Origin of the sequence: Photorhabdus caribbeanensis, from assembly GCF_018448885.1 — a bacterium.
GTDB classification, from domain to species: domain Bacteria; phylum Pseudomonadota; class Gammaproteobacteria; order Enterobacterales; family Enterobacteriaceae; genus Photorhabdus; species Photorhabdus caribbeanensis.
In genome coordinates this window covers 323827-337268 of the sequence record NZ_RCWB01000001.1, presented here as the reverse complement: position 1 = coordinate 337268, position 13442 = coordinate 323827, and the positions used below count along the sequence as shown (strand labels likewise).

11 protein-coding genes and 1 pseudogene are annotated in these 13442 nt (G+C 35.0%); 3 read left to right on the top strand and 9 right to left on the bottom strand.

Annotated elements, in window-relative coordinates:
* Window positions 1-47: 47 nt before the first annotated feature.
* The 3 genes from EAE90_RS01625 to EAE90_RS01615 all read right to left on the bottom strand — a co-directional run bounded on the left by EAE90_RS01625 (window position 48) and on the right by EAE90_RS01615 (window position 3080).
* A complete protein-coding gene (locus EAE90_RS01625) occupies window positions 48-221 on the bottom strand; it encodes a hypothetical protein (protein ID WP_011147570.1) in 174 nt (57 codons plus the stop codon).
* Window positions 222-377: 156 nt separating this feature from the next.
* On the bottom strand, window positions 378-911 hold the full coding sequence (locus tag EAE90_RS01620) for a hypothetical protein (RefSeq protein WP_214051972.1): 534 nt from the start codon (window positions 909-911) through the stop codon (window positions 378-380).
* A gap of 1074 nt (window positions 912-1985) precedes the next feature.
* Window positions 1986-3080: a DUF262 domain-containing protein gene (locus EAE90_RS01615; protein WP_214051971.1), complete on the bottom strand. Its 1095-nt coding sequence runs from the start codon at window positions 3078-3080 to the stop codon at window positions 1986-1988.
* 374 nt (window positions 3081-3454) lie between these two features.
* Between EAE90_RS01615 and EAE90_RS01610 the strand changes: the two are divergent.
* Window positions 3455-3861 (top strand): annotated as a pseudogene (locus tag EAE90_RS01610) (transposase); the annotation flags it as partial.
* An 873-nt stretch (window positions 3862-4734) separates the two neighbouring features.
* On the opposite strand, the gene EAE90_RS01605 reads toward EAE90_RS01610, so the two are convergent.
* From EAE90_RS01605 to EAE90_RS01585, 5 genes are all read right to left on the bottom strand, one after another.
* Entirely contained in the window at window positions 4735-5022 is a 288-nt protein-coding gene (locus EAE90_RS01605) for a gp53-like domain-containing protein (protein WP_214051970.1), read from the bottom strand.
* A 1141-nt stretch (window positions 5023-6163) separates the two neighbouring features.
* On the bottom strand, window positions 6164-6751 hold the full coding sequence (locus EAE90_RS01600) for a putative adenosine monophosphate-protein transferase Fic (RefSeq protein ID WP_214051969.1): 588 nt from the start codon (window positions 6749-6751) through the stop codon (window positions 6164-6166).
* Between the two features lie 7 nt (window positions 6752-6758).
* Window positions 6759-7241: a YhfG family protein gene (locus EAE90_RS01595; RefSeq protein WP_214051968.1), complete on the bottom strand. Its 483-nt coding sequence runs from the start codon at window positions 7239-7241 to the stop codon at window positions 6759-6761.
* Window positions 7242-7320: 79 nt separating this feature from the next.
* Window positions 7321-7857 carry a GNAT family N-acetyltransferase gene (locus EAE90_RS01590; RefSeq protein WP_214051967.1) on the bottom strand — a complete coding sequence of 179 codons (537 nt, stop codon included), beginning with the start codon at window positions 7855-7857 and terminating at the stop codon, window positions 7321-7323.
* 207 nt (window positions 7858-8064) lie between these two features.
* Window positions 8065-8550: a bactofilin family protein gene (locus EAE90_RS01585; protein WP_246550191.1), complete on the bottom strand. Its 486-nt coding sequence runs from the start codon at window positions 8548-8550 to the stop codon at window positions 8065-8067.
* A 1790-nt stretch (window positions 8551-10340) separates the two neighbouring features.
* On the opposite strand from EAE90_RS01585, the gene EAE90_RS01580 reads away from it, so the two are divergent.
* Both EAE90_RS01580 and EAE90_RS01575 read left to right on the top strand, forming a co-directional pair.
* The gene (locus EAE90_RS01580) at window positions 10341-10616 is read left to right on the top strand and encodes a FaeA/PapI family transcriptional regulator (protein WP_036810589.1); all 276 of its coding nucleotides are present in this window, start codon (window positions 10341-10343) and stop codon (window positions 10614-10616) included.
* Between the two features lie 205 nt (window positions 10617-10821).
* Window positions 10822-11277, top strand: a complete 456-nt coding sequence (locus EAE90_RS01575) for a GNAT family N-acetyltransferase (protein WP_214051965.1) — start codon at window positions 10822-10824, stop codon at window positions 11275-11277.
* A 112-nt stretch (window positions 11278-11389) separates the two neighbouring features.
* Here EAE90_RS01575 and EAE90_RS01570 read toward each other — a convergent pair whose 3' ends face one another.
* Window positions 11390-13339, bottom strand: coding sequence for an autotransporter outer membrane beta-barrel domain-containing protein (locus EAE90_RS01570; protein ID WP_214051964.1), 1950 nt, complete (start codon window positions 13337-13339; stop codon window positions 11390-11392).
* Between the last annotated feature and the right edge of the window lie 103 nt (window positions 13340-13442).

Here is a 13442-nt window from a genome sequence, read left to right as displayed (position 1 = left end):
AAAAACCCGCATTGTGGGCGGGTTTATTGACGACTACTCAAAAAATTTTAAGCAGCTTGGCGATGATTCTTACGCTTTCCTTGAAGCTCAACTTTTGGCTTATGCTCAAACATTTTTGGGGCAGCTTTTATCAACAAGTCAATAGCTCCACCCACAGCAGTATACACCTGCTGCGTATCAAATTTTTTGATATCTTTAATGGCTGCTTTCTGCTTTGACATAATGACTCCTAAGAGATTTTCTCTCCAATAGCTTTGAGCCTGGGCCCATAAGGGGTGTTCACATTAACAAAGTTTTCTCTTGCACAAAAAACAAACTAATACTTGTTGGTCCCCGTATGCTATCACTATAAACTCTAGTGTCTAGTCTTTTTTTTATCAATCTTTGATTGTCTTGAATATTGTTTCAAACGTATCAATATCAGCCTCCATAATGTAACCACACTTCATCATGTTAAATCCATAAGATGAGTAATAGGAGATTACTTCTTCAACAGGCTCAATGATCTGGATATATTTACCCTGTGCAGATTTACAAAACATGTAAGCAGCCATCAGGGTAAGTTGAAACATTTTCCCATTTAAAGGATGTTTTACGTCATCACGATAGAAGTTCTCTATCATATGAATTTCAAAACTTTCCTCATCAATGGAATATGTACATAAAGCTAGCCCAGAAGGAGGTCCTTGCACATTTCCACACTCTACCAGCTTTAAGCAAAATTCAAATTTATCTTCTCTGTTTCCGATCCTAGACAAACATTCATCCCAGTTTAGTTCGCCGTATCCGCGAGAAAGGATTCTGTAATCATCATCAGAGATATCCCCTACAGCAAGGTTAAGCTTAAGCTCATCAACAATAATCTGCATGCTATTTCTTACCACATGCCCGATCTGTTCAAGATTAAACATTCTTTATCTCTCATATTTAATTGATTGATATATCTTACAGCTTTTTGTGATTATTTCATATGCTATTTAACTTTTCTTGCCATTAAAATGTGCACTATTTAACAATGACAAGTGAGTTAATAATTAACCCAAAACCAAGGATAGCTATATCCACGAGCATGACTAAGGTTTATAACTTACCGTTCTCTATATTTTATTATCTAAACTTCAGCTAGAATAAATAATGTTGACTTCAATGTGATTGACTTTATAGTACGGAACAATTGCTTCTATCTCTATATCAGTCAAAAGAAGCTCTTTTCCGAGTTGCACATACTCGTAACCTTTTCCAGTTTCACAGCTCAGCATAATATTGTGACCTGTTAAAGCAATGACCGAGAAAAATAAAAAATTCACCTAGGTTTCACAAAGATTTCTTCATTTCTACATATTTATCATCCTTATTTTCAGCTTCAACTATCTTACTCCCTCTCTCATCCTCTTTTTTTTCTTGTATCACGCGCTATTAACATCTCAATCTGGCAAAATTTATATGTGCATTCAGCATTGTCCCATAAACTCATGTCTATAAATGAAGCGCAATACTATTCTGTATTCTTCCGTGCCATTAGACGTACATTTTTTTGACTTTATCCTGAAAACCAGATTGTTTCATGCTTAGATGAACTAAATCCACAACGTCTGTTTTAACTTTCTCTTACTCCAGATATTAATCTGAGGTGTTTTCATATGTAATAACCAGAGTTGCTATCCATCTTTATACCTCAATCCCTACTCTCTCGACTTAATTTAATATTTCAAAATAAATTTTTTTACCAATAAAAAGCCCATAAATTCACCTTACCTCTGATTTTATCTGTAAATTATTATTTTTAGCTCTACTTATCTATTCCCTTAGGTTGAATAATATAGGACTATTGAATTTTTATTACACGCAATCGCTCCTCACGTTCATCAATACTATTATTGATGAAAGACGTTGATAAAAGTGAGGATCTCTATAACTTAAACCTCACCTTTTTCCGAAAATTAACCAGGTAGAGTAAAAGGATAATGATGGTATGAAAAATCATTTTAGTAATCTATAAATTGAATTTCTTTTTTTATAGATTCGACAGCATTATGAACCAAGTCATAATTGGTAGTTGCACTTTTAGCGCCATAAAAAGCACTATTTTTAAAGCCATTTTCTATTGCACTTAATATTTCATGAGAATTTATCCTTTCATAAGGTATAGATTCCGACATAATATATTTAAAAATTGCAGTCATAATCATGAGAATACTTGACTGAAAAAGATGTCTCTTTTCTGTTGGAGAATATATTTCTTTAGAAAAAGGATGTTCAATACCTTGCATTCTTATGAATTTTAAAAAACTCAGCATCTGCTCAAAAACATATTCTGAGCGCTCAATAAATTTTTTTACTTCATCATTATTCATTCTCCTTGCTTTATCCATAATCGAATCAACATAATAAGGTGTTCCGACATATTTTTCATTTAACCCATAATGCAATATATAAAACATTAAGAAAAAATCCGCATGAACAGCTTTATCTGAAAGACGTTTTTTCACCATATTAAATACTTTCGACATTTCATTATCATGCTTCAATTCATCAACTTTATTTATAACCCAATCATTAAATTGAGATCCAAATAAAACATGACGAATTTCCTGTTTAGACATCGGATTAGTACCTTTATTATAACGTAAAAATATTTCTAATTCCAAACTAGGATCATCCTGAACATGAATATAATTTACATTTAAACTAGTCTGAACTGACAATTTATTTTTCAATTCAACAGGAAGATCATTAAAATACATTGAATTCAAATGTTTCAATGTTTCTAATCCAGTTAATTGATATTCATTATTTACATAACGATGTATCGCTCTAAGTCTATGTTGACCATCTATTACATTTGATACATGAGGATACTTTGTTGTATCAGAAGCTAAATATATAGTAGGAATAGGTATGCCCATCAATAGAGACTCAATTAAAAAACTTTCATCTTTTTTAGTAAATTTATATTCTCTCTGATAGAAAGGCTTTAATTTAATACCTCCCTGCTCCGCTTTTCCTGCATCAATTTCTCTACATAATGATTGAATATTTAGAGTAGTTGTATTCGATTGAACTTTAACTTCATTTTTCATCTTTAATCTCTTTTATATATTAAACACTTTGAATCATACCTTAACATATGAATAGATCAACCAAAAATTTAACTTTATTGTAACCATATGAAAATAAATATTATTTTACGGATTATAATATTAATGGTAACCAATCAAAATTTCATTTCAAGCCAATAACTAAATACCTGAAATGCGAAGCAGAACACTGGAAAAAACTTAGTTTATGAAAATCCTCAGAAATGATTAATTGATTCACTCACGATGTCGTTGTTTCTCCACTATTGTTACAATAACGGTTAACCCACTATTGACCCAGCTATACTCACAAAAGACCATCACTAAAAGTGATGGTCAGATTATTAAGGTCCGTTCACCAAACGGAGCTTGCCACTATGTTAAGAACACCGCCTCCCCAGAGACTTTCCCTCCAAAAACTCTCTCGCTTGACGAGCTGGTGCCAAAAGATCATCTGGTCCGTAAAATCGATGCCGCTATTGATTTCGAATTTATCCGCAAATTAGTCACCCCGTTGTATTGCCACAATAATGGCCGGCCAGCTATCGATCCGGTCATGTTGCTCAAAATGATGTTACTAGGCTATTTATTTGGCCTTCCCAGTGAACGCCGTCTGGTACAGGAAATTCAGGTTAATGTCGCTTATCGCTGGTTTCTGCGCCTCGGACTGACCGAGAAGGTGCCAGATACGTCAACCCTGAGTCAGAATCGCCGCCGCCGTTTTAATCATACGGCGGTCTTCCAGCAGATTTTTGACCACACTGTCGAACCGGCGATAGCCAAAGAAGTGCAAACACAGTGTCTTTTGGCGGCAACCACCCAAAATATCAAGAAGATAGCATTGCTGGTCGCAATGCTTTGTTATTTTTATCTCTGGAGAGCGGGCCCATCAATGCAAGAGAAGCGAAAATCCCCCCCTGACGGGTGATTAAATCGGGTCAATGAGGAAAATGAGTTGTATTAGGATCCATAATGAAATGAACAAACCCCACTATTTTCAATGAGGTTTGTCAGCGGTCTGACCACCACTAAAAGTGGTGGTAATTGTTCCTATGAGACTCTAACCTCAGTGAAATCCATGCTAGAATATCTCCCACTTAACTCATCACAAGTTAAGAAAAAAAATCATCATTATGGACCTCATATAGAAGTTCATTACAAGTATTTTGGTATTGCAAATATTTCTTGATCTAGACGTCAAAGAATCGATTTAAGGTATTGTAGCTTTGATACATCAAAAAGATATCCTGACCGTCACAAGAAACCTTAACCAAATAGCATTGTCTTCTAGGGAGATGGCTTTTTATTCCCTATATGCACTTTATATCCACCTAGAATGAATTAATTTCCACAACCACTTTTCTTAATAGAAATTAGATTTAGAAATTAATCTATTCAATCTGTGATGTTCATATATCGCTTCAATGGAAAGTATTGCCTAAACTTCCTAACTATAGCCTTCTCCCTCATACCCAACCAGATAATAGCGGACAATGGTTAATTTAAATCCCAACGAACATCCCATAAGAACTGCTCCCTATGTATATATAGATTGATATCCAATATTATGGGAGCTATTCACTAAATAGCTTTCAATATTATTTATCTTCAACTCCAAAGCTAGAATATATTAATCCACTCTGTAATAACGTATTACTTAATATCCTATTGCGAACCAATATGAACCTAAAACATCACGCCCAATGACAGCACCGGCAGCATTAAATTCATAAACTGTCGAGTAGTTATCCGCTGGAGTACCATTGGTATAGACACTAACTTGCATAGATAAGCATGCTGTAGGAAACGGGATTGGATACGTTATTGTAATTTGCCCAGGGCCTCCTTTCGGATTATATCCCCATTGATAAATTATTCCGGTATCACCACATTTCCACCAACCGTTTACAGCTTTTAGGGCGGTATTTTCAGTGATATTAATCATGGATTCTCCTTAGTATTAACAATTAATATTTTCTTCAACAGAGATCTACCGACTAAATCATTTAATTACATAAATCATGCATTGGTAATACACTTTAACTATAGTAGTTATTAAATGAAGTATGATGAATTATTTTTATCGCTAATAGTGATTAACCATTACGGAGTAATTAAGATTAATAAATAATTTTGAAGACAAAAAATATACAAAACTATTTATTAATAATATCAGAAAGCGACCTTCCCACTTCCTACTGTTTTCCCTGTATGATGTCCCGCTGCGCCTGTCACATATAATATGGATGCAATAGTATAAATAAAAAATTTTTATTATAATTTCCACAATATCAATATAAAATGAATATTTTTCATATAAAAAATAATAAAAACAATATATTAAAAGATAAAGCATCAGAAAATCAGCATTTAATTATTCATTATTATTAATCAGTAGCAATTATTTTCCCATCTTTTTTCACAAATCCACCAACGTTACCTCAACAGATTTTCAACAATACAACAAAAAATTATACGAAAAGGGAACTTATTACCTATTATTAAACAATAATTAGTAACGCAGATAAATTATTCGATCTCCAATAAACCCCTGATGAGGTACCAACTATGAAGAAGTTATCAGCTTGCCTTTTAGCGTTAAGTATTACCACTTTCTCTTCCAACCAAGCATTCGCAACTATCTGTTTGCAAGAAAATAAGCCATTGACCAAATGTACTCAAGTATGCGGACCGATAGCTCTTTATAGTATTTTTTTCTCAATAGCTTGTTTTTAAATCAATTAATAGCAAGCAAAAGTGACAGGAATAATTTTGTTCTTGTCACTTTACCATGTGGTTATCGTTCTCATTCATAATGATATATCTTTACACTGTTAAGTTATTCTAACGATTTCTGATCATCCAGCACATTAAGTAAATCCAAATTAGATAATTTGCACAATCATTAAATCTAATAAAATATGAAACTATCGATAGGGAACTATTTTAAATACGAAAATTTCTTTATAAAATATAATCTAATAGCAATCAACATAAGGCCATAATTAAAGCTATTTTTCTGCTTATTTAAGCTTATTATTTCTTAAAGCCATACTCATAAATAATCAATAAAATAGCCAAAAATATTAAATAGAAACACAATCCTTGAAAATTCTTATTAATGGTTGATAGTTACATTGATAAGCAGAAATATTAGCATCAATCCACTGCTTAGCATTTATAGATTCAAAAGAAATTTTATATCCACAGTTTATAACAATATATTCAAATAACAGCCTCTGTGTTCGCCCATTTCCCTCCCTAAAAGGATGAATTACATTTAATTCCGCATAATATTCAGCAAGTTTTTTAATAAGTTCCTGATAATTTAACCCCACAAGATAATTCTCATTCTCTAACATATTAAATATCCTATTCCCTTCCATCTCAATACATTTAGCATGACAGAAACGGGTATCCCCTTTAGATATATCAATTATCCTTAGCTGACCAGCCCAATCATATAAATCAGAAAATATCTGTTTATGGAGTTGACGCCAAAAGACCAAATTGTAAGGTGGTTCCTGGAATGAAATATTCAATATAGCAAGTTCAGTGAGTTCTCTTTCTGCCTGCTCAAGCATAACGGGATCACGAATACCTAATTTATTAATAAGTGTGTCGATACCCGGGTATGTGTAAGGATCTTGCCCTGCTCCATATTTATCTACCATAATTACCTCATTGTAAACTATATTTTCTAATTAGTTTATCTCTAAGATTTTTTTGTTCTTTCGGTGTTTCAGGCAAACTATTCATAATAATATTTATCCCTTCAAGACGCATACTCTCTCTATAGTTTTTTAATTTAACACTGTCAAAATAATGCTTTTTTTCATTATAAGTTGTCATTGTTGTTTTTCTATTCTTTTGGTTTCTAATACCTTTCTCTTGTTGGCGGGAATATTTAAACTTAGCCAGATCCAAATCGCTTAATTTACAGTTAATCGCCTGACCGCTTTCAAATATTCCCCAAGAAATAACTTCAAAATAACTGATTTTCCCATCCCTAATACGATTAATTTTTACTTCTAAGTCTTGTTGCAATATTTGCAAGACCTGTTGTACCTTACGTTCAGATATCCCTGTCGCTTCTACAATTGAACGCGTGTTAGGATGATTTAACTTCGTCAAGGCCGCCATAACAGCTAATTCATATTTCATTTGAATTTCCAAGATACAATCTATGCAACGATAGTATAAAACATCAAAGTAACGAAAACCAGAAAAGAGAATCACGCTATTATTGACGAATCCGGTAAAGCACATGTTCATGAAGTGGGTGTCCATCCGGTAATAAAGGATGTAAAAAAGTATTTTCATCTTTCACCATACCAAGCCGCTCCATAACTTTTTGAGATCGCAAATTAAAAATTGTCGTAAATGCAACTATTTCCTCAAGTTTTAATTGGGTGAAAGCAAAATCCAAAGCTTTACGTGCGGCTTCACTGGCATAACCTTTACCCCAAAATGGTTTATCAAGACGCCATCCAATTTCAACACAAGGTGAAAATGGTAATTCCGCCACAGGAATATTCAAACCGACAAAACCAATAAAATCCCCAGTTTCTTTCAGCTCCACAGCCCATAACCCCCAACCTCCCTGTTGCTCAAATCTCTGGATAATCGTATCTACCATCGTATTACTCTGTTCCGCTGTCAAAGTGGCAGGAAAATATTCCATGACTTCTGCGTTACTATTCAAATAACAAAATGGTAATCTGTCTTCCTCTCTCCATGCACGCATGATTAATCTGTCTGTTTCCAACACCACAGTCATATTCTTCTCCTCCCAATATTAGTTAACAAATAAGATACCTACCATGCGACAAACCACATACTTCAATCAGAGTAATTAAAGCAATTAAATAGGTAGATTGCTATAGTAAACAAAACTAAAGAGGAAATAGAACAACTCGTTAAAAACTAACAAAGAAGTGGCCCGTGCCGGAAGGATCTGAATCAGATGTCACACGGGCCTGGTTTATCAGGCACTTGTTTTTACCGTGGCCTTATCTTTAGATTTATCATTATTGGTATCTTTTATCGGTACAACACGTTCAGATGCTGTTTTGTTTTCAACTTGTTCCGATTGCCCAAAAAACAAGCCTCCACGCTTGATAGACATACTGCTGCAACGACTGATTCCGCGCAGTTCTCCATGTTCAAGAATATCCAACGTCGCTGCACAACAGGTCCCCTCAACATCGCCATCAATAATGATTTCCGGCGCACTAAGTTCACCTTCAACCCGTCCAGCGTGCATAATGCGGATCGCCCCCTCTTTCACCCGGATATTGCCAATTACTTTACCCCAGATCTGTATATCACCTTCTACATCAATATCACCCTTAAATACCGAGCTTTTGGCAACAATAGTACAACGACGCGCTTCCGCACTAGCGTTCTTTTTATCATCAACAGATTGAGACATGGGTTCAACAGCCACTGCCTCTGATTTTTTTCCAAACATAGTTTTTAATCTCGACCTCATGTGAATAAAGCAAAATATTAGCGCCAAAAAAGAGAGAATCGCGGTCACTGCGCAGCCAAAAAGATTACCAGCCAGATAGAATCCCAGAGCAATGCTCCACATGATCCATATACAGCTCAAGAAAATATTGTCCGAAAAACGATGTTTTGCCATGTTTGTTCACGTTTTTGTTATTTTTCATGCTTTTTTCGTTAGAAAATACAAAACCAAAATCACTATTTTATCAGAGCAGATAACAATCAATGCTAAAGGAAAGCAGGTATTTACAACGTTATTAAACGGTTAAAAACCTATATTCATTCTTCGATAACAATTAACAAGGAAAAATTAACATTAAAATAGAAACCTTATTTTTATAATTGTTAACATGAATCAACAATAAAGTCACGTTATTAATGTTTAATTTTATTTACAGATGATATGTTATAAGACTACTTCTCAATTAATATCTACTGATATTTATCTAATAAACATACTACTTATTTATACAAATAAATTAATTTATTAAAAACATCAATATTATTGTGCGATAAAAACACAATTAATATCCGATAAATCAATTATTTTTATGAATAAATGATCCCATTACAAGCTTATAAGATTAATTTTAGATTGGATAAATAATCTTAAACTCCTCATTTAAACTATATAATTATATAAAGTGGTTAATATAAAAAATAGATAAAATCGATATGAAAATAATTCAATATTGGGAGGCATAATGAATGAAAAATTATATATCATGGATATATACAGTAGGAATGTAGTGAGGATAACCTAAGCGCCAATTTTATTGAAAATAATCAGACCTCAACTGTCTCATAATTAAGAAATAGCAATTAGAAAGTAAAGTTTATCATTAATCTGAATATATGAATCTTTTTTCTCTGACACAGCTTCGGAGATTTATCAGCCTTATTAGCTCCCCAAGGTAAAGCCAGCAATATTTTCAATGTTGCCCGGGATAATAACTGATGAACCACTGGCTGTAATCTACAATTTACCAACTGATTCTCAAGACTCTTATGAGTTGAAGCTCTCACCTTTTTCAATATTATGTTAGAAATTCTTCTCGGATTGATAGTCTTATCAAGAAAATCCTGATCGGTAGAATAAGGTACAGCAATAATAGCGCCATTAAGGGTCACTGCGATATAACTTAGATCAGTTTTATTTAAAATAGACACAACGCCCAATATTAATATGGCCGCTATTATAATTTTACTCAGTTTCATTTCGAATTATTACGATTATCTAATAATGGTCCATACCAGTATAGAACAACAACATATTCTAAATAATTTCATTGTCAATCCTATTTTAATTTTATGAAGAATATAAAAAAATTTCACCCTAGGAATAAATCATCAAAAACATTTATATATGAACAATGACCTTATCGACCTTTCAAGTATTACAGAATAATTCAATTAATAAAAACAAAAAATACAAATTCAAATAATTTCACAACAAAATACTTAGATAACATTTCAATACGATCATTTGCGATCTATAGTGTCGCAAATTATATCTATATAAGTATAAAATACTTTATGCAGTTTGTTTTTCAAATTAAAAGATCTAAAATTTTAATTTTTCGATATAATTGATCTGCATCGTACAAAAACCAACCTTGACAAAACAGGATATGCCCGGCAATTCTTTATGACTGGAGAGCATTCAGATTGCCCTCATGTGTTGAAATTAACCGTTGGATTATCCGAATTGCCCAAGATATCCAACTGGGTTCAATAAAGCCTGGAGTTAATATGGAAAATCGGAAAGATTCGACTCAACCTTCCCAGACGGATCAAGTACTCAATGTCATATCCGAATTATGTACTATTCGGAAAATGCAAGCGGCTCCCCCGCCAGAATCATGGCCTAGTACGCGTGATGTAGCAGAACAATGCGATTTCACCATTTACAAAGCGCGTTATCTGTTATTGAAACTGGCTAACAAAGGATTAGTTATGGTAACTCCATCTCCCATTAAGAATTCTCTCCGATGGTATATACCGGAAGACAAAATTAAGTCTGTCTAATGTCAAGCAAATCTGAAGAAATGGATGTCTGCTCTGTACAGTAGGGCCTGTCTATATAGTCGAAAACTTGAAGAGACAACATACGGCCCTATGGTGTTATTCATTCAAATCGCTATATTCTTTCCATTACAAAAATCTCAACAACGCATTCAAGCGCAGAGATATCATAATCAATTATTATCATTTTATTTCAGAGGTAGTCAGAATGGAAAAATTGCATCGTTGGGAAAAGGATGGATATGTTGTCTCTACAGATAAGAATAAATTAGATATCACGATCATACAGCAGTTTCTGACGAAATCCATTTGGGCAGAAGGAATCGACAAGGAGACGGTTAAGTTGTCGATCGAAAATAGCTTGACCTTTGGCTTGTATAAAAATACTCAGCAAATAGGATTTGCTCGTATCGTGACTGACTTCACAACCTTTGGTTATCTTATTGATGTTTTTGTTTTGGATGATTATCGAGGATTGGGATTAGGACGTTGGTTAATGACATGTTGCCTGGAACATTCCCAAGTAGCACAGCTTCGTCATATTATGCTGGTCACTTCGATGGCGCCGTGGCTATATGAAAAAATGGGTTATTCCCCGGTAAACGAAGAAAACTTTGTTTGGCAAATTGTTCGACCAGATATTTACAAACAATCTAATCAATGAAGTAGTCATATCAATTAGTCATGAAAAATGCCCGACAAGGTGGCCGGGCATTACTACGACAATAGCCACACTATTGCGATAAATAGGAAGCTACTGTTTTATTAACCAGAAATTAGAAACTGGCGTTAACACCTAAGCTGAAAGCATAAGTGTGATTCTGAACATCACCATCATTACGTGATATTGACGCAAAAGCGCCCCAATCTTTTGTAATAGCAGCATTCATGCCGATAATGTATTCACGCCAGTTGGTGTCCTGCTTTTGACTTTTACTAACGAAAGATGTCTCAGTTAAGTTAATGGCACTACTAATCTGATAATGCTTATCGCCGAACTGGTGGTTAAACCGAACTTCAGCATAGGGGTTAAAACGACTAAAATTAGTGTCCAGACGCCAGCCTAATGTTCCGACCTGAGAATCGTAACGTTGATTACCGAAATTCATAGCCGTACTGCTATTACCTGATTCACGATAACCTTTAACATAACTCTTATCCCAAGCGTACTGGATAATCGGGCTGGTCATAACCGTAGATGTCAGCGGAATATCCCAACCTGCTGTAATGCGTCCTCCCCACTGATGACCGGTAGTCGAAGCATGCTCCTTGCGCAACCACTCATTGAGCACGATACCGCGCGTAATATCCTCATATTTCATGTCCAAATAGTGAAGATCGCCACTAATCCAACCTTTATCGTAGTAACGCCATAAGCCATAAGTGGTGAATACATAACCACGACCATCAGCGCGGAAATTATTCACTGAGCGCTTATCCTGATAACGCGAGATCATTCCCCCTAACAGAATATTATCCGTAAGTTGATAGTCACTACCCAGTGTCAGTGTACTGTTGTGATTACCACTATAACCACCGAATACGCCTATTTTACCCTGCTCGTTACCCACGCTGCGTAGCTGCTGCAAACGGTTGTCAAGAGAGGCAAGCGCTCCTTTCACCGGCACATTGTTGGTATTCGTCAGTGACATAACCTGATGTGGAGCATTAAGGATTGAAATAGTGTACTGACCAACCATACGCTGTGCTTCTGGAGTTGGATGAAAATCATCAGAGAACAAAAAGGATTTACTGGCATCAAAACCGGTATCATCAGAACTACAAATATTAGCATCCCTATCCCGAACACAAGCATAGCCTAAGGTATTGGAAAAACCGTAGCGTAAAGGATTATCAATGACTTCATGCAAAAGTGCATTGACATCAACCCGAACAATATTGCCGCCCTTCTTGCTAAGTGCGGTATCTTCTAATTTATTGTACTCGTTAACCAATCCAGAGGCTTTGCTGCTTGTTTCGTTATACTTATCAAGTAATTGTCGCTTATATTCTTCCGCTGTTTTAGCATCTCCCTTTGAAGCCTTGGCCGCAAGATTTTCAAAGATCCCTTGGATAATTTGAGAGCGAGTATCTTCATTTATCGTTGGATATGCATTAGTGCTCGCACGGATCATATCCTTTAATTCCTCAACCTGGTCAGGAGTGAGAGAAATCGGGAGCTTAGTGAGTGCCTGAGAAACGACGGCTTTCATAATCATTGGTGTTTTACCGATATCAGGAACAGTAGGTACAATAACGATCCCAGCTCCCGCATCAAGAAGTTTATGCACCTGTGCCGAGGCTTCCATCGCGCTACTTCCAACAATTCTCGGATCTCCCCCTAACATGACAGCTTTAAGATCATTACCACCAATCCAGTGAATATACATGCCATTAGGATCAGCACGACCACCGTGGCTTGCCAAATAATTATCTACTTGATTTTGAGTATTGTTATCTTTGTTCACATCAGGAACAGCCGTCGATCCACCCACGGCGTAATTAGTCCCACCTTCATCGAAAGGCTCCAGTTTAGTCCCTAAATGTTGAGCAATAAGATCATTATACAACTCATTGGTTTTACCATTTATCATGTATCGATGACCTTTTCTACCATCACTCAAGCTATCACCAAAAACATATAGATGGTCATAAGCGTGTGCATTCGAAATTGCACTTATCGAAAGTGCTAACATGCCTGGTGTAAATATAAATGCCCTTTTCATTAATATGATCCTCAAGAAGTTATTTTATATTTATCATTGAACTAGCCGTTCAATTGAAATGATCAATCCAAATCGAAACTACGTTAATGAGATACGACGCAAT

Coding starts and splice junctions, on each gene's coding strand:
- EAE90_RS01625 (WP_011147570.1), bottom strand. CDS start 221: ATGTCAAAGCAGAAAGCAGCCATTAAAGATATCAAAAAATTTGATACG.
- EAE90_RS01620 (WP_214051972.1), bottom strand. CDS start 911: ATGTTTAATCTTGAACAGATCGGGCATGTGGTAAGAAATAGCATGCAG.
- EAE90_RS01615 (WP_214051971.1), bottom strand. CDS start 3,080: ATGAAAAATGAAGTTAAAGTTCAATCGAATACAACTACTCTAAATATT.
- EAE90_RS01605 (WP_214051970.1), bottom strand. CDS start 5,022: ATGATTAATATCACTGAAAATACCGCCCTAAAAGCTGTAAACGGTTGG.
- EAE90_RS01600 (WP_214051969.1), bottom strand. CDS start 6,751: ATGGTAGATAAATATGGAGCAGGGCAAGATCCTTACACATACCCGGGT.
- EAE90_RS01595 (WP_214051968.1), bottom strand. CDS start 7,241: ATGAAATATGAATTAGCTGTTATGGCGGCCTTGACGAAGTTAAATCAT.
- EAE90_RS01590 (WP_214051967.1), bottom strand. CDS start 7,857: ATGACTGTGGTGTTGGAAACAGACAGATTAATCATGCGTGCATGGAGA.
- EAE90_RS01585 (WP_246550191.1), bottom strand. CDS start 8,550: ATGTTTGGAAAAAAATCAGAGGCAGTGGCTGTTGAACCCATGTCTCAA.
- EAE90_RS01580 (WP_036810589.1), top strand. CDS start 10,341: ATGGAAAATCGGAAAGATTCGACTCAACCTTCCCAGACGGATCAAGTA.
- EAE90_RS01575 (WP_214051965.1), top strand. CDS start 10,822: ATGGAAAAATTGCATCGTTGGGAAAAGGATGGATATGTTGTCTCTACA.
- EAE90_RS01570 (WP_214051964.1), bottom strand. CDS start 13,339: ATGAAAAGGGCATTTATATTTACACCAGGCATGTTAGCACTTTCGATA.